General features: G+C 74.9%; 23 protein-coding genes. 8 read left to right on the top strand and 15 right to left on the bottom strand.

What is annotated here, in order from left to right; genetic code table 11:
- Positions 1-8 precede the first annotated feature (8 nt).
- From ACWEMJ_RS27270 to ACWEMJ_RS27260, 3 genes are all read right to left on the bottom strand, one after another.
- Positions 9-1,382, bottom strand: coding sequence for an FtsX-like permease family protein (locus tag ACWEMJ_RS27270; RefSeq protein ID WP_452139780.1), 1,374 nt, complete (start codon positions 1,380-1,382; stop codon positions 9-11).
- Positions 1,379-2,125, bottom strand: coding sequence for an ABC transporter ATP-binding protein (locus tag ACWEMJ_RS27265; RefSeq protein WP_452139779.1), 747 nt, complete (start codon positions 2,123-2,125; stop codon positions 1,379-1,381). The genes ACWEMJ_RS27270 and ACWEMJ_RS27265 overlap by 4 nt, the downstream gene beginning before the upstream one ends.
- Before the next feature lie 125 nt (positions 2,126-2,250).
- The gene (locus ACWEMJ_RS27260) at positions 2,251-2,598 is read right to left on the bottom strand and encodes a PRC-barrel domain containing protein (protein WP_452139778.1); all 348 of its coding nucleotides are present in this window, start codon (positions 2,596-2,598) and stop codon (positions 2,251-2,253) included.
- Between the two features lie 265 nt (positions 2,599-2,863).
- Between ACWEMJ_RS27260 and ACWEMJ_RS27255 the strand changes: the two genes are divergently transcribed.
- Entirely contained in the window at positions 2,864-3,142 is a 279-nt protein-coding gene (locus ACWEMJ_RS27255) for a hypothetical protein (RefSeq protein WP_452139777.1), read from the top strand.
- An 85-nt stretch (positions 3,143-3,227) separates the two neighbouring features.
- Here the strand turns inward: ACWEMJ_RS27255 and ACWEMJ_RS27250 are convergent, their stop codons facing one another.
- Both ACWEMJ_RS27250 and ACWEMJ_RS27245 read right to left on the bottom strand, forming a co-directional pair.
- Positions 3,228-3,896 carry a peptidylprolyl isomerase gene (locus ACWEMJ_RS27250; RefSeq protein WP_452139776.1) on the bottom strand — a complete coding sequence of 223 codons (669 nt, stop codon included), beginning with the start codon at positions 3,894-3,896 and terminating at the stop codon, positions 3,228-3,230.
- A gap of 199 nt (positions 3,897-4,095) precedes the next feature.
- Complete coding sequence (locus tag ACWEMJ_RS27245) at positions 4,096-4,599, bottom strand: hypothetical protein (protein ID WP_452139775.1); 504 nt, start codon at positions 4,597-4,599, stop codon at positions 4,096-4,098.
- A 275-nt stretch (positions 4,600-4,874) separates the two neighbouring features.
- Here ACWEMJ_RS27245 and ACWEMJ_RS27240 point away from each other — a divergent pair, with 275 nt between their 5' ends.
- Positions 4,875-5,423 carry an EF-hand domain-containing protein gene (locus tag ACWEMJ_RS27240; protein WP_452139774.1) on the top strand — a complete coding sequence of 183 codons (549 nt, stop codon included), beginning with the start codon at positions 4,875-4,877 and terminating at the stop codon, positions 5,421-5,423.
- A gap of 102 nt (positions 5,424-5,525) precedes the next feature.
- Entirely contained in the window at positions 5,526-6,239 is a 714-nt protein-coding gene (locus tag ACWEMJ_RS27235; RefSeq protein ID WP_452139773.1) for a hypothetical protein, read from the top strand.
- Between the two features lie 426 nt (positions 6,240-6,665).
- Here the strand turns inward: ACWEMJ_RS27235 and ACWEMJ_RS27230 are convergent, their stop codons facing one another.
- Positions 6,666-7,010, bottom strand: a complete 345-nt coding sequence (locus tag ACWEMJ_RS27230; protein ID WP_452139772.1) for a hypothetical protein — start codon at positions 7,008-7,010, stop codon at positions 6,666-6,668.
- 91 nt (positions 7,011-7,101) lie between these two features.
- Between ACWEMJ_RS27230 and ligA the strand changes: the two genes are divergently transcribed.
- Positions 7,102-9,135, top strand: a complete 2,034-nt coding sequence (ligA, locus tag ACWEMJ_RS27225) for an NAD-dependent DNA ligase LigA (RefSeq protein ID WP_452139771.1) — start codon at positions 7,102-7,104, stop codon at positions 9,133-9,135.
- 2 nt (positions 9,136-9,137) lie between these two features.
- Here the strand turns inward: ligA and ACWEMJ_RS27220 are convergent, their stop codons facing one another.
- From ACWEMJ_RS27220 to ACWEMJ_RS27205, 4 genes are read right to left on the bottom strand one after another with little or no spacing between them, the layout of a single operon-like run.
- Positions 9,138-9,842, bottom strand: a complete 705-nt coding sequence (locus ACWEMJ_RS27220; protein ID WP_452139770.1) for a TSUP family transporter — start codon at positions 9,840-9,842, stop codon at positions 9,138-9,140.
- A complete protein-coding gene (locus ACWEMJ_RS27215; protein ID WP_452139769.1) occupies positions 9,839-11,185 on the bottom strand; it encodes an MFS transporter in 1,347 nt (448 codons plus the stop codon). Before ACWEMJ_RS27215 ends, ACWEMJ_RS27220 begins: the two co-directional genes overlap by 4 nt.
- Positions 11,182-12,027 (bottom strand): SDR family NAD(P)-dependent oxidoreductase, encoded by an 846-nt coding sequence (locus tag ACWEMJ_RS27210; RefSeq protein ID WP_452139768.1) that lies wholly within the window; start codon positions 12,025-12,027, stop codon positions 11,182-11,184. Before ACWEMJ_RS27210 ends, ACWEMJ_RS27215 begins: the two co-directional genes overlap by 4 nt.
- Entirely contained in the window at positions 12,024-13,349 is a 1,326-nt protein-coding gene (locus ACWEMJ_RS27205) for a flavin-containing monooxygenase (RefSeq protein WP_452139767.1), read from the bottom strand. Before ACWEMJ_RS27205 ends, ACWEMJ_RS27210 begins: the two co-directional genes overlap by 4 nt.
- 161 nt (positions 13,350-13,510) lie before the next feature.
- Between ACWEMJ_RS27205 and ACWEMJ_RS27200 the strand changes: the two genes are divergently transcribed.
- Entirely contained in the window at positions 13,511-14,149 is a 639-nt protein-coding gene (locus tag ACWEMJ_RS27200; RefSeq protein ID WP_452139766.1) for a TetR/AcrR family transcriptional regulator, read from the top strand.
- Here the strand turns inward: ACWEMJ_RS27200 and ACWEMJ_RS27195 are convergent.
- Positions 14,078-14,521: a hypothetical protein gene (locus ACWEMJ_RS27195; RefSeq protein WP_452139765.1), complete on the bottom strand. Its 444-nt coding sequence runs from the start codon at positions 14,519-14,521 to the stop codon at positions 14,078-14,080. The two genes, ACWEMJ_RS27200 and ACWEMJ_RS27195, sit on opposite strands and share 72 nt — an antisense overlap.
- 59 nt (positions 14,522-14,580) lie before the next feature.
- Here ACWEMJ_RS27195 and ACWEMJ_RS27190 point away from each other — a divergent pair, with 59 nt between their 5' ends.
- Positions 14,581-15,174, top strand: a complete 594-nt coding sequence (locus ACWEMJ_RS27190; RefSeq protein WP_452139764.1) for a TetR/AcrR family transcriptional regulator — start codon at positions 14,581-14,583, stop codon at positions 15,172-15,174.
- 113 nt (positions 15,175-15,287) lie between these two features.
- Positions 15,288-16,703, top strand: a complete 1,416-nt coding sequence (locus tag ACWEMJ_RS27185) for an MFS transporter (protein ID WP_452139763.1) — start codon at positions 15,288-15,290, stop codon at positions 16,701-16,703.
- 97 nt (positions 16,704-16,800) lie between these two features.
- Here the strand turns inward: ACWEMJ_RS27185 and ACWEMJ_RS27180 are convergent, their stop codons facing one another.
- A complete protein-coding gene (locus ACWEMJ_RS27180) occupies positions 16,801-17,337 on the bottom strand; it encodes a hypothetical protein (protein ID WP_452139762.1) in 537 nt (178 codons plus the stop codon).
- Positions 17,338-17,599: 262 nt separating this feature from the next.
- Between ACWEMJ_RS27180 and ACWEMJ_RS27175 the strand changes: the two genes are divergently transcribed.
- Positions 17,600-18,220, top strand: coding sequence for a TetR/AcrR family transcriptional regulator (locus ACWEMJ_RS27175; protein WP_452139761.1), 621 nt, complete (start codon positions 17,600-17,602; stop codon positions 18,218-18,220).
- Positions 18,221-18,227: 7 nt separating this feature from the next.
- Here the strand turns inward: ACWEMJ_RS27175 and ACWEMJ_RS27170 are convergent, their stop codons facing one another.
- The 3 genes from ACWEMJ_RS27170 to ACWEMJ_RS27160 form a co-directional block, all read right to left on the bottom strand.
- Positions 18,228-18,617 (bottom strand): hypothetical protein, encoded by a 390-nt coding sequence (locus ACWEMJ_RS27170; protein ID WP_452139760.1) that lies wholly within the window; start codon positions 18,615-18,617, stop codon positions 18,228-18,230.
- Between the two features lie 77 nt (positions 18,618-18,694).
- A complete protein-coding gene (locus ACWEMJ_RS27165) occupies positions 18,695-19,549 on the bottom strand; it encodes an immunity 49 family protein (RefSeq protein ID WP_452139759.1) in 855 nt (284 codons plus the stop codon).
- 11 nt (positions 19,550-19,560) lie between these two features.
- The coding region (locus tag ACWEMJ_RS27160; RefSeq protein WP_452139758.1) for a toxin glutamine deamidase domain-containing protein at positions 19,561-22,236 on the bottom strand (2,676 nt) is incomplete at its 5' end.

Genomic DNA, 22,236 nt, shown 5'->3' with positions numbered 1-22,236 from the left:
CCCGCAGCTCAGTGGTGTGTGCCGCCCGCCGTTTCGGTCGGGGGCCGGCGCATCGCGGCGGTCGCGGCGGCGAGCACCGTGGGGACGGTGAGCAGGACGGCTGCGGCGGCGATGCCGGCGCAGGTGGCGGCGGGGACGGTCGGCACCGGGTGGCCGGTGGCGGCGACGCTGAACGCGACGGTGGTGGCGGCAGTGACGGCGCCGCCGAGGAGCAGGCCGAGGGCGGCGGTGAGGGCGGCCTCCAGGGTGAGGACGCGCAGCACGTCGGCGCGGGTCGCGCCGAGCAGCCGCAGCAGGGCGAACTCGCGGCGGCGTTCGCCGGTGAGCGCGGCGAGGGTGGTGACGGTGGCGATCGCGCCGAACGCGGTGAGCAGGCCGAGTTCGGTCTGCCGCAGCCAGGTGTCGGTGGCGGAGGTGGCGCCTTCGGGCGGTCCGGCGGTGGCGTGGAGGGCGGTGGCGGTGAGGGTGGCCATGGTGGCGGACAGGCCGGTCAGCAGGGCGATCGGGACGACGGCGGAGGCGAGGCGGCGGGCGTAGCCGCGCAGGTTGGCGTCGGCCTGCCAGCCGGCGGCGGGCAGCAGGGTGCGCAGGGCGCGGCCGAGCGGGACGGTGGCGAGCGGGGCGAGCAGCGGCCCGGCAAGGGCGACGGCCACCAGCAGGACGAGCGCGCCGAGGAGCGTCGCCTGCGCGGCCTTGTCGACCTCGGCGGGCGGCCGGGTCGCGGCGAGGCGCACCAGCAGGGCGCCGCCGGTGAGGGCGGCGGCCGCGGCGAGCAGGCGGACGGCGCCGGGGCGGCGATCGGGCCCGGTGCTGTCGGCGAGCGCGGCGGCGGGGGTGGGTGCGGTGACCCGGCGGGCCGTCAGGGTCGCGGCGGCGGTGGCCACCAGCAGGGTCACGGCGACGGCGAGGGCGGCGGCGGGCGGCAGGTCGCCGATCCGGGCGTGCGGGGCGGCCATCGCGCGGTGCTGGAGCGCGCGGAGGAAGGCGCGGGCCGCGGCGGCGCCGAGCAGGACGCCGGGTGCGGCGACCAGTGCGACCGTCAACGCGGCCTGGCGGCGCAGGAGTTGGCGGATCTGGCGGGGCGTGGCGGCGATCGTGCGCAGCAGCGCGAGGTCGCGGTACTGGTGGCGGAGGGCGAAGCCGAGGGTGTTCAGGGCGACGAAGAACGCCACCAGCACGGTGATCTCGCCGAACGCCCCGGCGATCAGCCCGATTCCGGGCCCGCGCACCGCTGCCCGCTCGGCGGCGGGCACGCCCCGTTCGGCCCCGAGCAGCGCGCCGAGCGCGGTGACGGTGGCGACGGCGAGCAGCAGCGCGGCGGCGAGACCGGCGAACCCGGCCGGCCTGCGCCGCAGTTGGCCCCAGGCAAGCAGCGTACTCATCGCGTCTCCGCGAGGGCGTCGGCGATCCGGTGGGCTGTCGGGCGGTGGAGGTCGGCGGTGAGGAGGCCGTCGGTGAGGAGGAGGACGCGGTCGGCGTGGGCGGCGGCCGCGGGGTCGTGGGTGACCATGACGCAGGTGGTGCCGTGGTGGTCGACGGTGCTGCGGAGCAGGTCGAGGATCTGGGCGCCGGTGGTGCGGTCGAGGGCGCCGGTGGGTTCGTCGGCGAACAGGACGCGGGGGCGGGCGAGCAGGGCGCGGGCGATGGCAACGCGTTGTTGTTGGCCGCCGGAGAGTTGGGCGGGGCGTCGGCGTTCGCAGCCGGCCAGGCCGACGCGGGCGAGCGCGTCGTGGACGGCGGCGCGGGCGGGGCGGCGGCCGGCCATCCGGGCGGGGAGTTCGACGTTCTGGGCGGCCGTCATGCCGGGCATCAGGTTGAACGCCTGGAAGACGAAGCCGATCTGTTCGCGGCGCAGCTCGGCGAGCCGCCGTTCGGGCAGGTCGTGGACGGCGGTGGCGCCCCAGTGGATGCGGCCCCGGTCGGGGCGGTCCAGGCCGGCCAGGCAGTGCAGCAGGGTGGTCTTGCCGGAGCCGGAGGGGCCCATCACGGCGGTGAACGTTCCGCGCGGGAACGCCACGGTCACGCCGCGCAGGACGGGGGTGTCGCGGCCGGCCCGCCGGTAGCCGCGGTACAGGTCGTCCGCCCGCGCGGCGATCTCGGTGTCGGTGGTGGTGACGCTGTTCATGCCTTCATCGTGCGGCGCGGGCGGGTGCGGTTTCGCCCGTGCCAGCACCCGTTCCGACGGTTCGGAAAACCGCACCCCCCGGCCCGCTCGGGCGGCGGGCCGGGGGGTGCGGGGGCGGGTGGGGGTCAGACCATTCCGCCGTAGTAGCCGCCGATCGCGCGGTGGTAGTCGGGGTCGTCGGTGTGGCGCTCGCGGTGGTAGGCGGGCGCGTTCTTCACCTCGTCCTTGCTGCGGTCGACCCAGACGGTGCGTTCGGCGGTGTCGACGCGTCGGACGGTGCCGGCGGGGAGCAGCACCTCGTGGCCGAAGATCCACGGGCCGGTGTCGACGACGAGGTGCGCGGTGTCGACCTCGGCGGTGTGCCGGTCCACCTTGCCGATGTGGCCGTCGGTGGCCTCGACCCGGTAGCCGGTGAGGTCGGTGCCCGGCGTCCAGCCCTCGGCGTTGCTGTAGTCCCACAGTCCGCTGCTCACAACTGCCTCCTCGTGGTACGGAGTTCGGTGTACGGCGTTCGGTCGTACGGCTGTCGGCTGCCCCGTTCGGGCGCGGGCATGCCTGCGTTCGGGAAGATCCGCGCGGGCGCAGCGCCGAGGGCGTCGGCGGCCATCGGTGCTATCGGTGCCCGCTGTCCGGAGGAGTCGGCTGTCGCGGCGTCCGGCGCGGGCGGGGGCGGGGCGGCTCAATGGGCGCGGCGGCGTCGCCCACCGGGGGCGGCGCCTCGAACGGAAGGAAAGACCCGTGCGACGATTCCTGACTCCCCTGGCCCTCGCCGGCGCGACCGCGCTGCTGCCGGTGGCCGGTCTGCTGGCGGCCGCGCCGGCGGCGCACGCCTCGGTCCAGGACTGCGTGAGCCAGGCCACCCAGCTGGGTGTTCCGGCGGAACTCGCGAACCAGGCCTGTGCGCTGGCCTCGGGCGGTGACGTCCAGGCGTGTACCGACCTGCTGAGCGAGTTCATGCCCGCTCCGCTCGCGCACCTGGCCTGTGTGGTGGCGACCTCGCTGAACGAGACGAAGTAGTCGGTTCCCCGGGCCGGGCCCGGCAGCAGCGCGGCCCCGCCGTACCGGAAGGATTCCGGGCGGCGGGGCCGTCGCGTGCGCGGCGTCAGCGGTTGGAGACGGTGACCTTGCGGAAGTCGACCGGCAGGGTCGGGTAGCCGTCGCCGGGCGCGTTCTGGTCGTCCTCGCCGCCGGCGGCGATCTTCTGCAGGACGTCCATGCCGCCGGTGATCCGGCCGAACGGGGTGTAGTTCGGCAGCAGCTTGGTGTCCTTCCACACGATGAAGAACTGGCTGCCGTTGGTGTTCGGGCCGGCGTTGGCCATGGCGACGGTGCCGGCGGGGTAGGTCGCCCCTTCGAGGTTCTCGTCGGGGAAGGAGTAGCCGGGGCCGCCGCTGCCGGTGCCGGTGGGGTCGCCGCACTGCAGGACGTAGAGCCGCTGGGTGGTCAGGCGGTGGCAGTGGCTGCGGTCGTAGTAGCCGCGTTCGGCGAGGAAGCGGAACGAGTAGGTGGTGCAGGGGGCCTTGTCGGTGAGCGCCTGGAAGGTGATCGCGCCCTGAGTGGTGCGCAGGGTGGCGCTGTACGGCTTGGCCGCCTTCTTGGCGTCGAAGACCGGTATGCCCTTGAAGTTGTCCGCCGGCACCGCGGGCGTGTAGACGCACCCGGTGCCGGCGGTGGTCGCGGCGGCGGCCGGTTCGGCGGCCACCGCGGTGGTGGACAGGGCGAGCGGCAGGGTGGACAGGGCGGTGAGCAGTGCCCAGGACTTGCGCTTCATCTGGCGGCCTCCCCAACGGAGTTGGTCAGTGATCGGCGTTGATCAGGGACCTGCCATACTTGCGCACCCGAGCACCACCCACACCCTGTTTCGCATCAGTCGCACCCTTGCCGTTCCCTTGCGGGCGCTCCCGGGAGCGGCCTGGAGCGCTTCGGAACGCTTCGGAACGCTTCGGAACCCTTTGGAGCGCCCGCCGCGGTCAGCGGCCCCAGGCGGAGAACTCGGCGGTGGCGTTGTTGCCGCTGCCGCCGGCCGGCTGCGGGACGTAGAACATCAGGTCGGTGCCGTTGGAGTCGTAGCTGTTGGAGCCCACGTACGGGTTGTTCCAGTGCACCTGGATGATCCGGCCGTTCAGCACCGGGTTGGCGCAGTTCTCGGCGAAGTACCGGGCGATGCCCTCGGTGCCGGTGGCGAAGCCGTTCGACTCGGAGGCCCAGCGGCCCTGCTGCTGGTCGTAGATGCGCACCGGCGGCACGCTGGTCCAGATGCCGTGCGAGAGCGACCAGTTCTCGCGGGTGAGGGTACAGCCGGTCCAGTTGTTCAGCTTGACGACCGTGCTGCGGGCGGCAGTGAGGGCGGCCGGCGCGGCGGCGGTGGTCTTGGCGGAAGTCTCGCCGGTGGCGGCGGACGCGGTGCCGGTCAGCGTGATCGCGAGCGCGGCGGCAGCGGTGACGGTGCCGGCGATGCGGGTCAAGGTTCCCATGGTTTCTCCCCCCGGAGTGGCCGTCGGTCTCTCCGTCGGCCGTGTCTCCACTGTGCGACACGGCGCTAAACCTGCGATCAACAGGCAATGACGGCGGCATTGATCCGGGCCGCCCCTCCTCCGGGGCCCGCACCGGAGGAGTGCCCGCGCGCGGCGGCTTCCACACGCCCCCGGAGCGGGGCGGGACGGAGGCCGCGCCGCGGTGCGCCGGTGCAGGATCCGGCCGTTGGGAAAAGGATCACGGCAGTGCACCCCCTCAGAGAGGACGTTCTCCCTTGGCCAGCGAGTTCCAGCGCAGCAAGCTCTCCGGCATGTTCGACGCCTTCGACACCGACCGGAACGGCTGTCTCGACCAGGAGGATTTCCGGCATCTCGCCGACCGCTGGCACCGCCTGCCCAGGGTGGCCGGCGATCCCGAACTGGCCGCCCGGATCGGCGAGGTGACGCTCGGCTGGTGGGACCACCTGTCGGCGGCGGCCGACCGCGACGGCGACGGCAGGGTGGACCTGGAGGAGGTCCTGGCCATGGTGGACCGGCTGCCCGCGATGCTCGACTACGTCAACGCCACCTCGGACGCGGTCTTCGACGCGGTCGACGAGAACGGCGACGGCCTGATCTCCCGGGCCGAGCACAGCCGCCTGGTCGACACCTGGCACGGGTGCCCGGTGGAGATCGGCGAGGTCTTCGAGCAGCTCGACCGGGACGGCGACGGGCACCTCGGCCGGTCCGAATTCGCCCTGCTGTGGGCGCAGTTCTGGATCAGCGACAACCCGGCCGACCCGGGCAACCTGCTCTGCGGGCCGCTCCCCGAGCCACCGCGCTGACCCGCGCCGACCGTCCCGGACACTGTTGGATTTTGCATGTCCATGGATACCCTCTCTCCGCGGGCGGCGCGGGCGGTCCGCACCCGCGGAGGAGGGGTCGAGGTGGAGACGGTCGCCGCTGTGGGCGGGGAGTTGACGACGTCGGAGCTGGCGGACCGGGTGACGGAGGCCCTGCTGCTGGCCGGCCTGCCCATCGCGCACGGCGGCCACGGCCCGGGCGTCCACCTGGCGCCGGACGGCGGGGCGATCGTGCTGCGCTGGCTGGCCTCGGCCCGGCTGGAGGACGCGGCGACGGCGGGCGACGGGCGCACGGCGTCGGCGACCACCCGCCGGCTGGTCGCGGACGCCGTGGAGAACGCGCTCGCCGAGCTGCTGCCGGCGCTCGGCCTCGACGCGGCCCGCGAGGAGCGGCCGGAGCGCACCACCGTCCGCCGCGCGACCGCACAACTCGTGCTGGAGCCGGCGGAGTTGACGTCCAGGCCGCCGGTGGACCCGGGCCTGCGGGCGGACGTGGTGACGGCCGTCCGCCGCAGCGCGGCCCTCGCGGGCCTGCCGCTGGCCGGCCGCCCGGGCGGGGCGGGCATCACCCTGGCCGCGTGCGACCCGGCGGGCCCGGCCGCGCTCGACTGGAACCCGTCCCCGCGGCTGGCCCCCCACGACGGCGCGACGCCGGACGCCCGCACCGCGGTCCAGAACGCCATGCGCCACGCGCTGGGCGTCGCCCTGCGCGCGGCCGGCCTCGACCTGGCCTGGCACCGGCCGAAGGGCCGCCCGGCCGAACTGCGCGCCAACGGCCCGTCGCGGCAGGGCGCCTGACGGCCGGGCGGGCACGCAGGCAGGTTGGCCGGGTGCCGAACGGCCGGGCGGGAGACCGATCGCGCCCGACAGCCGGACGGGCACGCAGACAGGCTGGCAGGCGGAGCGGCAGGCAGGTTGGCCGGGTGCCGGACGGCCGGGCGGGAGACCGGTCGCACCCGACAACCGGGCGGGCACGCAGGCAGGCAGGCAGGCGGAGCGGCAGGCAGGTTTTGCCCGGGTGCCGGACGGCCGGGCGGGAGACCGGTCGTGCCCGACAGCCGGGCGGGCACGCAGACAGGCAGGCAGGTTGCCCGGGTGCCGGACGGCCGGGCGGGAGACCGGTCGTGCCCGACAGCCGGGCGGGCACGCAGACAGGCAGGCAGGTTGCCCGGGTGCCGAACGGCCCGGCGGGACACCGGTCGCGCGCGACAGCCGGACGGCAGGTCAGTCGCGGCTGACCCGGACGCCGCCCACCAGCCCCCACGCCGCCACGTGCACCGTCGGGCCGCCGGGGACGCTCGGGCCGTCGTCGCTGACGCCGCCGATGCGCAGACCGGTGACCTCGACCCGGACCTCGGGGCGGACCCGCAGGCGGAGGCCGCCGACCAGGCTCAGCTTGGTGATGCGCAGCTCGGCGCCGTCGGGGATGTCGACGTCGGTGAGGTCGATGTCGGCCCCGCCGACCAGCGAGACGGTCAGGGTGCGGGTGTGGACGGTCCCGCCTTCGAGGCGGGTGCCGCCGATCAGGCTGAGGTGCACGTCGGTGGTGTCGTTCCCCGGGTTTGTCATGGCCGCCACCTTAGGGAACGTCACCTGCCGGGCGGAAGCGGCGGTCGCCGGCCCGGGCTCGAATGTCAGTGCGGGACGGGACGATGGGTGCATGAACGACACCGCTCCGCTCTCCGCCGGCGACTACGCCGCTGCCGTCGCCGCCGCCGTCGAGGCCGCCGCCGCCTACTACGGTGACGGGTCCACCCCGCTGGGCGACGACGAGTACGACGCCCTGCTGCGGGCGATAGCCGGGTACGAGCAGGCGCATCCGGACGAGGTGCTGCCGCAGTCGCCGACCGGCAAGGTGGCGGGCGGCGCGGTGCAGGGCGACGTGCCGCACAGCGTGCCGATGCTGTCGCTGGACAACGTCTTCTCGGCGGCCGAACTCGCCGACTGGGCGGCCTCCTTGGAGCGCCGGCTGGGCCGCCCGGTGGCGGCCTGGTGCGTGGAGCCGAAGCTCGACGGGCTGGCGGTGGCGGCGCGCTACCGGGCGGGCCGGCTGCACCGGCTGATCACCCGGGGCGACGGCCTGGCGGGCGAGGAGATCAGCCACGCGGCGGGCGACGTGCTGGGCCTGCCGGCCGTCCTGGCCGAGCCGGTGGACGTCGAGCTGCGCGGCGAAGTGCTGTTCACCCGCGAGCAGTTCGACCGCGCCAACGAGGTCCGCACCGCGCACGGCGCGCCCCCGTTCGCCAATCCGCGCAACGGCGCGGCGGGCACCCTGCGCGCCAAGGACCGCCCGTACCGGGTGGAGCTGACGTTCTTCGCGTACGGCGCGGTCGGCTTCGCGGAGGGCCTGGCGCACAGCGCGCTGCTGGCCCGGCTGGCCGAGCTGGGCGCGAACACGGCGGCGAGCACGGACGCGGCGCCGGCCCGCTGCGTGACGGTCGAGCAGGTGCAGGAGCGGGTGGCGCGGATCGAGGCGCTGCGGGCGTCCCTGCCGTTCGGCATCGACGGCGTGGTGATCAAGGCGGACGAGGCGGACGACCAGCGCGAGGCGGGCAGCGGTTCGCGCGCGCCGCGCTGGGCGGTGGCCCGCAAGCTGGCCGCCGAGCACAAGGTGACCACGCTGCTGGACGTGGAGTGGAACGTCGGCCGCACCGGCATCATCGCGCCGCGCGCGGTGCTGGAGCCGGTGGTGATCGACGGCGTGACGGTGACGTACGCGACGCTGCACAACCCGGCCGACATCGGGCGGCGCGGCCTGATGCTGGGCGACCGGGTGTTCGTGCACCGCGCGGGGGACGTCATCCCGCGCGTCGAGGCGCCGCTGGTGGAGCAGCGCACGGGCGCGGAGCGGCCGATCGTCTTCCCCGAGGCGTGCCCGCGCTGCGGGGAGGCGATCGACACGAGCGAGCAGCGGTGGCGGTGCTCGCGGGGCCGCAACTGCCAGGCGGTGGCGTCGATCATCTACGCGGCGGGCCGCGACCAGCTGGACATCGAGGGGCTGGGTTCGACCCGCGCGGTGCAGCTGGTGGAGGCGGGCCTGGTGGCGGATCTGGCCGACGTGTTCGCGCTGACGCGGGAGCAGCTGCTGGCGCTGGAGCGGATGGGCGGGACGTCCACGGACAACCTGCTGGCGGCGATCGGGGCGGCGCGCACGCAGCCGCTGCACCGGGTGTTCTGCGCGCTGGGCATCCGGGGCACCGGTCGCAGCATGTCGCGCCGGATCGCGGCGCACTTCGGTTCGATGGCGGCGATCCGCGCGGCGGACGCGGAGACGCTGGCGCTGGTGGACGGCATCGGCCCGGAGAAGGCGCGCCTGCTGGTGACCGAACTCGCCGAGCTGACCGAGCTGTTGGACCGGCTGGCGGCGCAGGGCGTGGGCACGGCCGTCACCGCGCCGCAGGCCCCGGCCGTGGCCGTGGCCGCCGTCGAGGGCGGTCCGCTGGCGGGCGAGGCGGTGGTGGTGACGGGCAGCATGAGCGGCCCGCTCGCCGCGCTGTCCCGCAACGAGATGAACGAACTGATCGAACGCGCCGGCGGCAAGTCCTCGTCCTCCGTCTCCAAGCGCACCACCCTGCTGGTCGCGGGCGAGAAGGCCGGGGCGAAGCGGGCCAAGGCCGAGGAACTCGGCGTCCGCGTCGTCTCGCCCGAGGAGTTCGCCGCCCTGGTGGCCGAGCAGCTGCCCGCGCGGGGCTGAGGTCAGCTCAGCGCGGTGCCGATCAGGGCGAGGGCGCCGACGGCGGAGACGGTGAGGACGCCGGTGCGGGTGGCGGTGGGCGACAGGCGCGGGGAGCGCGCCATGCCGGTGGCCGCGCCGACGGCGAGCGCGGCCACGGCGGGCCAGGACGGCAGGACTACGCCGAGCACCAGCGCGGTGGCCGCGTTCTGCACCAGGAAGAACGCGTGCAGGGTGGCCCTGGCCTGGCGCGGGGGCCAGCCGGCGTTGGCGGCGTACAGGCCGATCGGGGGCCCGCCGACGCCGCCGATGACGTTCAGCCCGGCGCTGGCGAGGCCGCTGATCCAGGCCCCGGCGGGGCGGCGCAGGAACGCGGAGCGCAGCCCGCGGGCGAGCAGGGCGACGCCGGTGAGCACGCCGAGGCCCGCGGCGGCGGCCAGCAGCCGGGTGTCGGCGGCGTGCAGCAGCCAGGCGGCGACGGGGGTGCCGAGCAGGGTGGGCAGCAGCAGCCGGCCGGTGTCCCGGGGGCGGGTGTGCCGCCAGTCCCGGGACAGCGGCAGCAGCGAGGCGAGCACGGCGAGCAGCAGCACGGTGGGCACGCCGCGGTGCGGTCCGACGGCGGCGATCAGCGCGGGCGCGGCGATCAGCGAGAAGCCCATGCCGGTGGCGGCCTGGGCGAACGCGCCGAGGGCGACGGCCGCGACGGCGAGGGTGTCGGGCCCGGTCACGGGGTGCGGTCCAGGGTGCAGCGGCGCTGGAACCACAGGGCGACGGCCATCAGCGCGGCGGGCAGGACGGTGAAGCCGAGCAGCAGCGCGTCCAGGGCGCGTCCGCTCTGGGCGGCGGTGTGGCCGCCGGTGCTGGAGACGAAGCCGCCGAGGGCGAGCACGGCGGAGTACAGGTAGGGGCCGACGGCGGTGCCGGTGGCTTCGGTGGCGGTCCACACGCCGGTGTAGGCGCCGGCCTTGGCGGCGCCGGTGGTCTCGGCGGCGTTGACGGCGTCGGACAGCATGGAGAACGCGAACAGTTGCAGGCCGGAGAAGGCGATGCCCATGGCCATCACGACGGCGGCGGTGAGCGCGGTGCCCGCGGCGCCGGCCAGCATCGCGCCGGGCAGCAGGGCGAGCGAGCCGGCGGCGAACACGACCTGGGAGATCAGCAGTCCGCGCTGTTTGCCGATCCGCCGGGACCAGGCCGTCCAGGCGGGTCCGGCGAACATCGCGGGGCCGAGGAACAGGCCCATCAGCAGCGCCGTCAACTCGGCGTTGTGGAACAGGTACTGGGTGACGTAGGGCAACGCGGCCAGGAACAGGTGGGTGGTGGTGCCGGTGAACAGGTAGGACGCCACCAGGGCGCGGAAGTCGCGGTCCCGGCGGGCGATCCGCAGGTCGGCGAGGGTGGAGTGGCCGGCCCTTGGGTCGGGCGGGCGGAAGCCGCAGGCGTCGGTGAGGCGGCGCACGCCGAGCAGCGCGACGGCGGCGGAGGCGGTCATGGCGACGGCCAGCAGCAGCGCCATCCGGGTGTAGTCGCCGCGGCCGCCGCCGGCCGCGAGGGCGGGGGCGGCGACGCCCGCGCCGAGCAGGCCGACCGTCAGCAGGGCCATCCGGAACATGAAGACCCGGGTCCGCTCGTGGTAGCCGACGAGCAGGTCGGACGGGGTGGTGAGGTACGGGACCTGGAACGCTGCGAACAGCAGGTTGCCGGCGATCAGCCAGCCGCCGACCCACAACGCGGCCGGTGCGCCGGTGAGTTGGGCCGGGACGGTGAACATGGCGGCCATCGCGAGGCCGAGCAGCAGTCCGGTGCGCATCATCCGGCGGCGGTGGCCGTGGGTGCGGGCCTGCCGGTCGGAGCGGGAGCCGAGCAGCGGGTGCACCACGATGTCGACGATCTTGGGCAGCAGCAGGGCGGGTCCGGCGAGGGCGGCGGGGACGCCGAGCACGTCGGTGAGGAAGTAGAGCAGCAGCAGCCCGGGCACGGTGACCCACACGCCCATGCCGACCGAGCCGGCGGCGTACAGGGTCAGGGTGCGGCGTCCGGCCCGGCGGTCGGTGGGGGCGGGGCCCGTCACGGGGTGTTCCGGTGGCGGGCGGCGACGCCGGCGGCGAGCGGGGCGTCGTCGAAGGAGCCGGCGGCGGCGCGCTTGGCGAGGGTGCCGCGGACGATCCGGTCGGTGAGCGCGGGCAGGTGCCGGGCGAGGAAGAACTCGACGGCGCCCTTGCGGGTGGTGGGCAGGTCGCGGCGGGCCCGGACGGCGAGCGCGGCGCGTTCGACGGTGTCCAGGACGCCTTCGAGCGGCTCGTAGACGCTCATGCCGTCCAGCGAGAGTCCGGCCGCTTTGGTGGAGTCGTGGATGGGGCTGCGGACGGCGGACGGGTAGACGCAGGTGACGGTGACGTGGGTGCCGAGTTCGAGGCGCAGCGCGTCGGCGTAGGCGACCATGGCGCGCTTGGAGGCGCCGTAGGCGGCGGCGAGCGGGAGCTGCATGACGGCCATCCGGGAGGTGACCATGACGACCCGGCCGCGGGCGGCGACCAGGGCGTCGACGCAGGCGGCGGTGGTGCGCCAGGTGCCGAGGAGGTTGATCTCCAGTTGGCGGCGGGCTTCCTCGCCGGGGGCGAGTTCGGCGGGGGCGGGGCCGCCGATGCCGGCGTTGTTGACCAGGATGTCGAGGCCGCCGAGGGTGTCGAGGGCTTCGGTGACGGCGGCGGCGGTGTCGGCGTCGTCGGTGATGTCGCAGCGCAGCACGGTGAAGGGTTCGTCGCCGGTGGGGCGCAGGTCGAGGCCGACGACGTGGGCGCCGGCCCGGGTGAGGCGTTCGCCGAGGGCGCGGCCGATGGTGCCGGAGGCGCCGGTGATGAGGACGCGGCGGCCGCGCGGGTCCTGACGGCGGTCGAACAGTCGGATCGTCATATCGCAGCCTTCGGGGTGGGGCCGGTACGGGCGGCGCGGCGGGCGCCGGCCCGCAGTTCGCGCGGCACGGCGGCGGTGTACTGGTCGAAGTCGATCCGCATCATCGGCCGCTTGTCGCCCCAGCGGCGGACGGCGGCGGCGTGCGTCCGTGCGACGTGGGCGCGCTGCCGCTCGGGGGCGGGCAGGGCGTAGCGGCCGGCCAGGTGGGCGGCGACCAGCTTGCCCTGGGCCTCGACCACGGGGAGCGCGGCGCCGGTGGACTGCATCAGGCCGACGAAGCTCAGGGTGGGGTCGTCGAGGTGGAACACCCGCTGGTAGAGCGGCAGTTCCTGCGGGTCCCGGCCGGTCCAGCGCTCGTCCAGGAACGGGATGGTGACGTGGTAGCCGGTGGCCCAGACGATCACGTCGACGCGGTCGTGGGTGCCGTCGGTGAACACCACCCGTCGGCCGTCGAGGCGTTCGATGCCGGGGCGGGCCTCGACCTCGCCGTGGGTGAGGCGGTGCAGGATGGTGTCGCTGATGGTGGGGTGGTTCTGGAACAGCCCGCCGGCCGGCTTGGGCAGGCCGTACCGCTCGGGGGTGCCGACGGCCAGCCGCAGCACGGCCTGGGCGACGGTCTGCCGGAGCCGCCAGGGCAGTACGGCGAGGGCGCCGCCGGTGGCGTCGGAGGGGCGTCCGAACAGGTACTTGGGCACGATGTGGCTGCCGTGCCGGGCGGACAGCAGCACCGGTCCGGCGGCGACGTGCGAGGCGTCCACGGCGATGTCCATCGCGGAGTTGCCCATGCCGACGACCAGCACCCGCTTGTCCCGGTAGGCGTCGGCGCCGCGGTGGTCGTGGGCGTGCAGTTGGCGGCCGTCGAAGTGGCCGGGGTAGTCGGGGCTGGGCCACTTCGGCTCGCGGTTGTGGCCGTTGGCGACCACGACGGCGTCGAACTGCTCGGCGCCGGCGGCGGTTTCGACCTCCCAGTGCGCCTCGGTGCGGCGGACGGCGGTGACGTCGGCGCCGAAGCGGATCCGGTCGGTGACGCCGAACCGGTGGGCGTAGTCGGCGAGGTAGCCGGCCACCCGGGCGGCGGAGGGGTAGTCGGGCCAGTGCGCGGGCATCGGGTGGTCGGCGAACTGGGTGCGGCCCTTGCTGGTGTTCAGGTGCAGGCTGTCGTACGCGGGCGAGCTTCCGGCGCTGTCGTCGCCGGCCCACAGGCCGCCGACCCGGTCGCCGCGTTCCAGCACGGTGACGTCGAGGTCGTGGTCGAGCAGCGCCTTGGCCGCGGCGAGCCCGGCCGCGCCGGCGCCGATCACCGCCACCCTGGTGGAGCCCATGGCCGGGCCCTCCTCTCCGTGGGTCCCCGGAATCCTGGGAATCCCGGTGGAGGGCGCTCATTCAATCGAATGATGGAGTAATGGGCAATGGTCTGTGACCTGGCTTTTCCGTCTCCGTCAGGTGATTGAAACCGGGCCGGCGCCTCGGGTAGCCTCGCCCCATGAGCACCCGGTCCGACGACGGCCCCCGCGAGCGCATCGTGGCGACGGCCACCCGCCTGTTCGCGGAGCGCGGGTACGACGCCACCAGCACCCGGGCGATCGGCGACGCGGTCGGACTGAACATCGCCACCGTCGCCTACCACGTGGGCGCGAAGCCGGAGTTGTACCGCGAGGTGATGCGCCGCGCCCACCTGGCCCAGCGCGAGGTGGTGACGGCCGCCGTCCGCCGGCTGCACGCCTGCGGGCCCTCGGCCGAGGAGACCCGGGCGGCGCTGCTGGCGTTCGTCGACGCCTACCTGTCGTTCTGCCTGAGCAATCCCGAGGTGCCGGCGCTGTGGATGCGGCGCTGGCTGGCCGAGGGCTCCGATCTGGCCGACATCGAGACCGAGTTCGCCGGCCCGCTGGTCGCCGAGGTGGCCGCCGCCGTCCGCGAGGTGCTGGCCAGGGCCGGCCTCGGCGCGGGCGTGGACGTCGAGATGCTGGTGTTCACCATCGTCTGGACGTCCCACTCCTTCGGCCAGGCCGGGGTCATCGACGCGGACGGCCGCCGCCTCGGCCCGCTCGACCTACCGATGCTCGACCGGTTCCGCCGCCACCTGCACACCGTCGTCAACGGCGTCCTCGACCAGCACGCCTGACGCCCCGCCACTCCCCCGGGACGCGGCCAGCGCCGCCGCGAACACCAGCGGCGCGAGCACCTGGTAGCCGATCCACAGCTCGCCGCCCGCACCGCTGCCGCCGCGCGCCAGCAGCAGGCCGGCGGCGGCGGTCAGCACCCACCCGGTGTCGTAGCCGACCATCAGCCGGGTGTACGCGCGGGCCGAGCGCCGCCGCAGGTACCGGATCTCGACCGCGCCGCAGACCAGCAGCGCCGCCGCGCCGGCGATCAACACCCCTGCATGGACGCCGAGTTGACGCCCCACCGGTTGCGCGCCGAGTCCGAACACCGCCGCCAGCAGCAGCTTGAAGGCGCCGTCGGCCACGATCCCGATCGTCCTGTTCCTGCCCATCCGGACTCCCCTCCGAGGTTTTCTCGTAACCAGATTACGAGCATAATCAGCCTATGCGAATGACGAGGGCCGAAGCCAAGGAACGCAACCGCCGGGCGCTGCTGGACGCCGGCTTCCGGCTGATCTCCCGGGACGGCTACCGGGCGAAGCTGGACGAGATCGCCGCCCTGGCCGGGGTGACCACGGGTGCGGTGTACTCCCTGTTCGGCAGCAAGAACGGCCTGGTGGTCGCCGTCGTCGCCGACCACCTCGGCCCGCACTACGCGGAGATCGAACGGGCCCTGCCACCCGAGCTCGACCTGCTCGCGGCGGTCGACGCCTTCGCCCGCCACTACCGGCGCAGCTGCGACGCGCCCGACGCGGCGGCCGCCCTCTCGCTGCAGATCACCCTGCTCGACATGGCGGCGCACGACGCGGACCTGCGCGCCCGGCTGGCCGCCTCGATCCGCGCCCAGGAGTCCCTGCTGGTCGCCCTGCTCACCGGCCGCCGCCACGGCGACGCCACGGTGACGGAGGACCGGGCCCGACGCCTGGTCACCGCCCTGCGGGCCCTGTTCGTCGGACTGACCCAGGGCGTGGTGCTCGGCCTGGCGGACCTCGCCGACGAGCAGTTCTTCGCGGACGCCGCCCGGGCCCTGGCCCAACTCCCCTGACCCGACCGGGCATTCCTCGACCCGGCCCCGAACTCGAACAGCACTGTTCAAGTTTGCGGTTTTCCGGTATCCCTTAACCCGTACACCACTGTTCGAGTTACTGGGGGTCCCCCGTGCACGGCACCACCCACCACCCGCCTGCCACCCACCCGGCCACCGCGCACCCGCGCCGACGACTGCTGCTCGGGGTGCTCTGCCTGGCCCAGTTCATGCTGATCGTGGACGTCACGGTGATCAACGTCGCGCTGCCCGCGATCGACGCCGACCTGCACCTCGGCCGCACGGCGCTGACCTGGGCGGTCACCGCGTACACGCTCTGCTTCGGCGGCCTGATGCTGCTCGGCGGGCGGCTGGCCGACGCGTTCGGGGCGCGCCGGGTGCTGACGGCCGGTCTGCTGCTGTTCACCGCGGCCTCGCTGGCGGCCGGGCTGGCGGACGGCCCCGGGGTGCTGCTGGCCGGGCGGGCCGCACAGGGCGCGGGCGCGGCCCTGGTCTCACCGGCCGCGCTGGCGGCGCTGACCCGGGCGTTCGACGGCCCGGAACGCACCCGGGCGCTGGGCGTGTGGGCGACGCTCGGGGGGATCGGCTTCGCGGCCGGCGCGATGCTCGGCGGGCTGCTCACCGCCGGGCCCGGCTGGCACTGGGTGTTCTTCGTCAACCTGCCGGTGGGCGCGGGCGTGCTCGCCGCACTGCCCCTGCTGCTCCCGGCGGGCGCTCCTTCGGGCGGCCGCCGGATCGACCTGCCGGGGGCGCTGCTGGTCACCTCCGCCACCGGTGCGCTGATCCTCGGACTGGTCAACGCCGGTGACAGCGACTGGAGTTCGGCCCGCGTCCTGCTGCCGGTGCTGGGCGCGCTGCTGCTGTACGCGCTGTTCGCGGCGGTGGAGCGCCGCACGGCCGCCCCGCTGATGGACGTCCGCGTGCTGGCCCGCCGGCCGGTCGCCGCCGGGTCGCTGCTGATGCTGGTGGCGACCGCGCTGCTGCTCGGCCTGGTCTTCCTCGGCTCGCTGTACCTGCAGGACGTCCGGCGGCTCTCCGCGCTCGCCACCGGCGCGCTCGTCCTGCCGATGGCGGCGGGCACCGCGCTCGCCGCGCACCTGACGAACCATCTGCTGGCCCGCGTGGGCGTCCGCACCGTCGCCGCCGGCGGCCTGCTGACGGCGGCCGCCGGAAGCACCCTGCTGGCGTTCACCTCCGGCCCGGCGTGGACGGTCGCCGGGTTGACGCTCGCCGCGCTCGGCGTGGTGCCGGTGCTGGTCTGCGCGACCACCACCGCGCTCGGATTCGTCGCGCCCGGGGAGGCGGGCGTCGCCTCCGGCGTGGTCAACACCTTCCACGAGGTCGGCGGCGCGATCGGCATCGCCCTCGCCTCCACCGCCGCCGCCCCGGGCATCGCCGCCCACACCCCGGCCGGCTTCCGCACCGCGCACCTGCTGCTCGCGGCCGCCGCCCTGCTGACGGCGGCCCTCGCCCCGGCCCTGATCCCGCCCGGACGGGCCGAACGCCCGGCGGGGATGCACGGACACTGAGGCCGCGCGGGTGCTCTTCGTGGATCGTCGGCGGCGAGAGGTGTCCAGCCGTGGATCGTGATCCCGCGGCCGTGCCTCCGCGCGAGGTGCTCGGGACTCAGGCCCCGTGGACGAGATCCCTACCGCCGCTGGCCTCGATCAGCCAGGACAGCGAACCGCTGCCGAACGGCCGGCCGGTGGTGGCCACCTGCACCCAGCCGCCGGACTCGTCGACTCCCCCGTGCCACCACCACCAACTGCGGTCCTCGCCCATCCCTTCCTCGGTCGGGTCGAAGTAGTACAGCCATCCCGAGAGCGTCCACGGCCCGTCGGCGACGGCCGCCCGCTGTTCCGGCGTCATCGCCCGCCACTGCCGCAGCCACGCCTCGGCGTCGAAAGGCCCACCGTGCTCCGCCGTGCGTTCGGGCGCGCACCGCTGGACGAACCACGCCGGCAACAGCTGCGGCCAGCTCTCGAAGGCGGGCCAGTCACCCAACTGCTCGACCACGCCCGTCAACACCGCACGCGCACGGGAGACGACCCGGGCCGGGTCCTCGGCGGTGAACCGGACACGTACGAGAAACGGACGTGGCCGGTCGTCCTCGGCCCCCGGCCCGCATCGAAGGCGCTGCAGCTCACCCGTCGTGAGTTCCACGGTGCCGAAGTGTGCAGCATCGTCGGCCCGGTCCGCACCTCAATACCGCCGGAGCCCGGGGACCGGCGCGACCGGCGCGACCGGCGCGACCGGCGCAGTCGGTGCGCGAGGTCGCGGAACGGGCTGATCGGTGCGGCGGCGCGGGCGGCCCGGCGGCGCATCGCACCGGGACCGGCGCACCCGCGGGACGGAAGGCGCTCCGGCCGTGGTCGCCGCCCGAGGTGCCCGCCGGGGGCCGGGCGGGCGGTCGTAGACTCCGGGCATGGACTCCGACCCGCGCGCCGCCGCCGCGCGCTCGCGGCGGGCCGGGGGCGGGCAGCCGCGCCGGGCCGACGCCGAGCGCAACATCGCCGCGATCCTGGCCGCGGCCGCCGGGTGCTTCGCCCGGGATCCGCAGGTGAGCATGGGTGAGGTGGCGTCGGCGGCGGGGGTCGGCCGGGTGACCCTGTACGCGCACTTCCCGTCCCGGGAGGCGCTGTTGGGGGAGCTGATGGACCGGGCGCTGCGCGAGGTGACCGCCGCGATCGCCGCCCAGCGGCTCGACGGGATGCCCGCGGACCGCGCGCTGTCCGCGCTGCTGCGCTCGTCCTGGCAGCTGCTCGACCGGAACCTGCGGATGCTGCACGCCGCGCGGCGCGCGCTGCCCGCGGAGGCCGTCGAGGCGCGGCACGCCGAGATCCTCGCCGCCGTCGAGCAGGTGGTCGCCCGGGGGCAGGACGAGGGGGTCTTCCGGGCCGACCTGCCCGCGCACTGGCTGGTGACCAGCGTCTACGCGCTGATCCTCGCCGCGGGCGACCAGGTGGAGGCGGGGCGTTTCGGTTCGGCCGAGGCGCTGGCCGCGCTGGACGCGACCGTCGCCTCGGCCCTGCGGCCGACCGTCTGACGGGCCGTCAGTCGCGGTCGCGCGGACGCTCCCACTCCTCGTCGGGCTCGTCCGGCCCATACTCGGCCTCGGTCTGCTCGCGCAGCTTCTGCGCCCGCTTCTCGGACTCCGCGCGCTCCTCCGGCGACAGGTTCTCCGCCGCCGTCCGCATCTCGCCGAGCCGCGCGCCGATCGCCGACAGGTAGCGGTCCGACTCCACCACGTCCCGCATGCCGATCCGCCCGCTCAGCACCTCGCGGGCCATCTGCTGGAGCTCCGGCCCGACGCTGTCGGTCTTCGCGATCGTCCGCAGCGCGCGGTGCAACTCCGCGGCCTGGGCGGGGTTGTCGGCGACGTCGAGCAGTTCCTCGTCGGAGATCTCCGGACCGTCGAGCTCGCGGTCGTCTGCTGCGCCCATGGCTGCTTCCCCTCGGGTGTTTCGGTGGATCCGGCGATCATAATCCCCGCCCCGAGGGGCCGTCATGCGCCGACCGGTCAGGCGTCGAACTCGCCGACCCAGCTGCCGAGCAGGATGTGCTTCGGCAGGTAGTCCGACTCGATCTCGACGTTCAGGCCGGCCTCCCGGGCCAGGCAGGCGATGCCCATCAGCGGCAGGGAGACCAGCGATTCGGCGCCGTCGGCCCGTTCCCGGTCCGCGGTGAAGTACTCCCGGTGCAGCTCCAGCGCCCGCTGCATCGCCTCCGCGAACTTCTCCTCGTCGCGCTGCACCAACCGGTAGAACGCCGCGATGGGCGGATACAGCAGCTTCAGCAGGATGTCCCGGTCCGCGACGGTCGCCACCTCCGGATCCGTCCCGTCGATCGCCGCCAGCAGGTGCTCCATCAGGTCCGCGTCGCCCCGCCAGTACGCCTGCACCGCCGAGATCCACGCGTACACGTATTCGTCGAACACCGCACCGTGGGCGCGCAGTTGATCGGTCGTCACGGTGCACAGCTGGTCCATCCGGCGCTTCTCCCGGCAGGCGGCGGCCAGCCAGAACGCCTTCAACCAGTTGCCGGCGTGGATGTCGCCGCACGGCCCGGTGGGGGGAATCTCCCGGGGCGGCTCGTTCAGGTATCCGATCCGGCACCGCACCGGGCCGTCCGCCTGCAACGCCGCGAACATCGCCGAACTCGCCTGCATGGCGACCACCCAGGCCTGCCAGCTCTCGAGCTGCTGCGCGGTCGGGTCGGCCAGCGAACGGTTCTTCAGCAGGGCGTCGGCCATGGTCAGCAGTCCCCTGAGGTCGGACACGGTCGGCGACTCCTCCGCCACGTCCTCGTCCAGGATCTCGGTGGCCGTCTCCAGCCACTCCGTCAGGTTCCGCTGATCGGCCTCATGCCGAACCACTGCCACCCTCATTACGGGCTCCCCTCCTGAGCAGAACCGTCAATATTGAAATGCTTCATGCGATAGCCATCATACTGACCGTCGTTGTCGACCCGCGCCTGGACAAGGACGTAGTCGACCTTCTTGGCCTTCTGTGCACGCATGAGCCGTTTCATCAACCTCAATTCGGCAGCGTTCTTTTCTCCCCGCTTCGCCATCTCCTCGAGAATGGCGGTGAAGTAGTCCGGGTGCCCCTGCATCACCTGTCGGCCGTCCACCGCACGCCGGTCGCCGAGCTTCGCGGTGGGGGCCTTCGCCTCGACCACGACGAAACTGCCGTCCGGGCGCTCCCATATCTGGTCGAAGCGGTTGTTGCCGTCCTTGCGGTCGTCGACCCGGATCGCGTCGGGGAAGTTCTCCGGGACGGCGTGGAACTCGGCCACCTGGTCGCCCAGTTCCTCGCCCGACTTGCCCATTCGGTAGTGCGGGCCCTTGTGAGCCTCTTTGAGGCGCTCGTATTCCTGCTTGGCGTCCTCGTCGGTCTTGTCCGCCTCGTGCGCGGCCTTCGCCGCCGCGAGATCGTCCTCCGCCACCCGGTCCGCCGCAAGGTCCCTCTCGCGCTTGGCGATGGCGGCCTCGATCTTCCGGGTGCGCTCGCGGTCGGCGGGGACGGCCGCTTCCCTCAGCACCTCCCGGTCGTAGTGGTAGTCCTCGGCGGCCGGCGGCGGGGCGTCCTGTGCGGCCATCCAACGGTCGTGTTCGGTGTTGCCCTCGGACCACTCGGGGTTCTGCCGGAGCTGCGGGATCTCGTTCCCGTTCTCGTCCTTCATGCCGATGGCCTTGCGGTGGCCGGAGATGTTGTAGTGCTTCTTGAACCAGTCGGGGTCCGTGTTGGCCTTCGCCACCTGGGCCCGGACGCGCTGCCGTTCCGCGTCGTCGTTGTACCGGCCGTCCGGTGGCGGGTCGGTGGACGTGTCGTCGGCGCCGGCGGGACGTTCCGGGGCGCGGCGTTCGTTCTCGTGGATCCGCGCGGGGTCGGTCTCGGGGCTGGGGGCGGGCGCGGCCGGGCGGCGGTTCGGGTCGAGCGGGACGGCGAAGACGCCGTTCGACCCGTCGTGCAGGGGCTGGTCGCTGCGGCGGCCGGTCTGCGCGTCGATGTAGGTGATCCGGCCCTGGTGGTTGACGGCGTTCCAGGCGTGGGAGCGGCCGTCCCGGTCGGTGGTGATGATCACCGCCTGGGAGCCGTGGCCGTTCTTGCGCAGGGTGTCCTCGAGTCGGCGGTAGGCGTCCGGGCCGTTGCCGAGGTCGGAGAAGCGCGCGCCGAGGGCGTTCTCGATGCGGTCCCGGCCGCCGCGTTCGCCGTGCGGCGAGGGGTTGCCGTCGGCGTCGTGGTCGGGGGTGCGGGCGGCGGCGGGGGTCGGGTGCCCCGAGTAGGTGTCGACGGTGGCGAGCGCGACGTCCACACAGTTGTTGGTACGGCCCGGCGCGTTCGGGTCGTGCCCGTTGATCGCGCCCGGCCAGTCGCCGTCGTTCGGGTCGGGGTGCCGTTGCGGGGTGCCGTCGGGGTGGTGCGGGACGGCGTCCCGCACCCGCTCGTGGTCCTGGGCGTCCGGTTCGAGCAGGCCGCCGGGGCTTCCCTGCGGCCGGTCCGCGGACGCGGGCCGGTACGGCGTCGGCTCGCCCGGCCGGGTGTGGTCCGCCGTATTCGCCTGCTCCGGACGGGAGTTGTGGCCGTCCGGGTGCTCGGCCGGACGGGCGGGCTCGGGGCGCGACGCATCGGGCGGGCGGTGGGCCTCGGGCCGCGAGGCGGCGGAGTCGGACGCCGGCGGGCGCCGGGTGTCCGGGCCGGGCGTCGGGGCCGGGGCGGTCGGACGGTGCGCGTCGGTCCTGGGCGAGTGGCCGTCCGGGGGCGCGGGGGCGCGGTACGTCGAGAAGGCCGCGCGCGGATCGGGACGCAGGCCGGGGCCGCGGTCGGCGGTCGGACGCGGGGCGGTGGTCGGCGGGCCGGCCGGGGTCTCGGGGGCCGTGCGGCGCTGCCCCGGTATGCCCGGCGACGGGGAGCCGCCAGGGGTGCCGCCAGGCGTTCCCGCGTACGGCGTCGCACCGGGGGTGCCGGTGGCTGCGCCGGGGGTGGCCTGGTGCTCGTTGGGCTGCGGGGCGCTGCGGTGGTCGGCGCCCGTGGGCGCGGGAGCGGTGGCGACGCCTGCGGTGGTGAGGTGGGGGGCGGGCGCCGCCGGGTCGCTGTGGGCAATGCGCGGATCAACCCTGGTCGGCTGGGCACCCGTTGTCTGCTCGGGTGCGGCGGTGCGGGCGTCGGCCGGCTGGGCGGCTTCGGTCCGGGGCGTCCCGGGCGTCGACTCCTCGCTCGACGGGCGGTCGGGGTGGGCGGCCGACGGTCGGGACGGTCCGCCGTCGCCCGACGTGGGCGGCCCGTCCGGGGCCGGGCCTCGACCTGGCGTGGCGTCGGCGTCGGCATCCACCGTCGTCCGGAGGGGGGCCGTGCCGGGGGTGGGCCCGGCGTCCGGGCGCCCGCCACCCGTCGGACCGTTCACCGGCGAGCCGTCAGCACCGTGCTCGGGCGCGGCGGTGCGGGCGTCGGCCGACTGGGCGGCTTCGGTCCTGGGCGTCCCGGGCGTCGACTCCTCGCCCGACGTGGGCGGCCCGTCCGGGGCCGGGCCTCGACCTGGCGTGGCGTCGGCGTCGGCTTC

It is taken from the genome of Kitasatospora sp. NPDC004531 (genome assembly GCF_053602195.1).
Note: the sequence above shows the minus strand (reverse complement) of the source record. Positions and strands in the feature narration are given on the sequence as shown.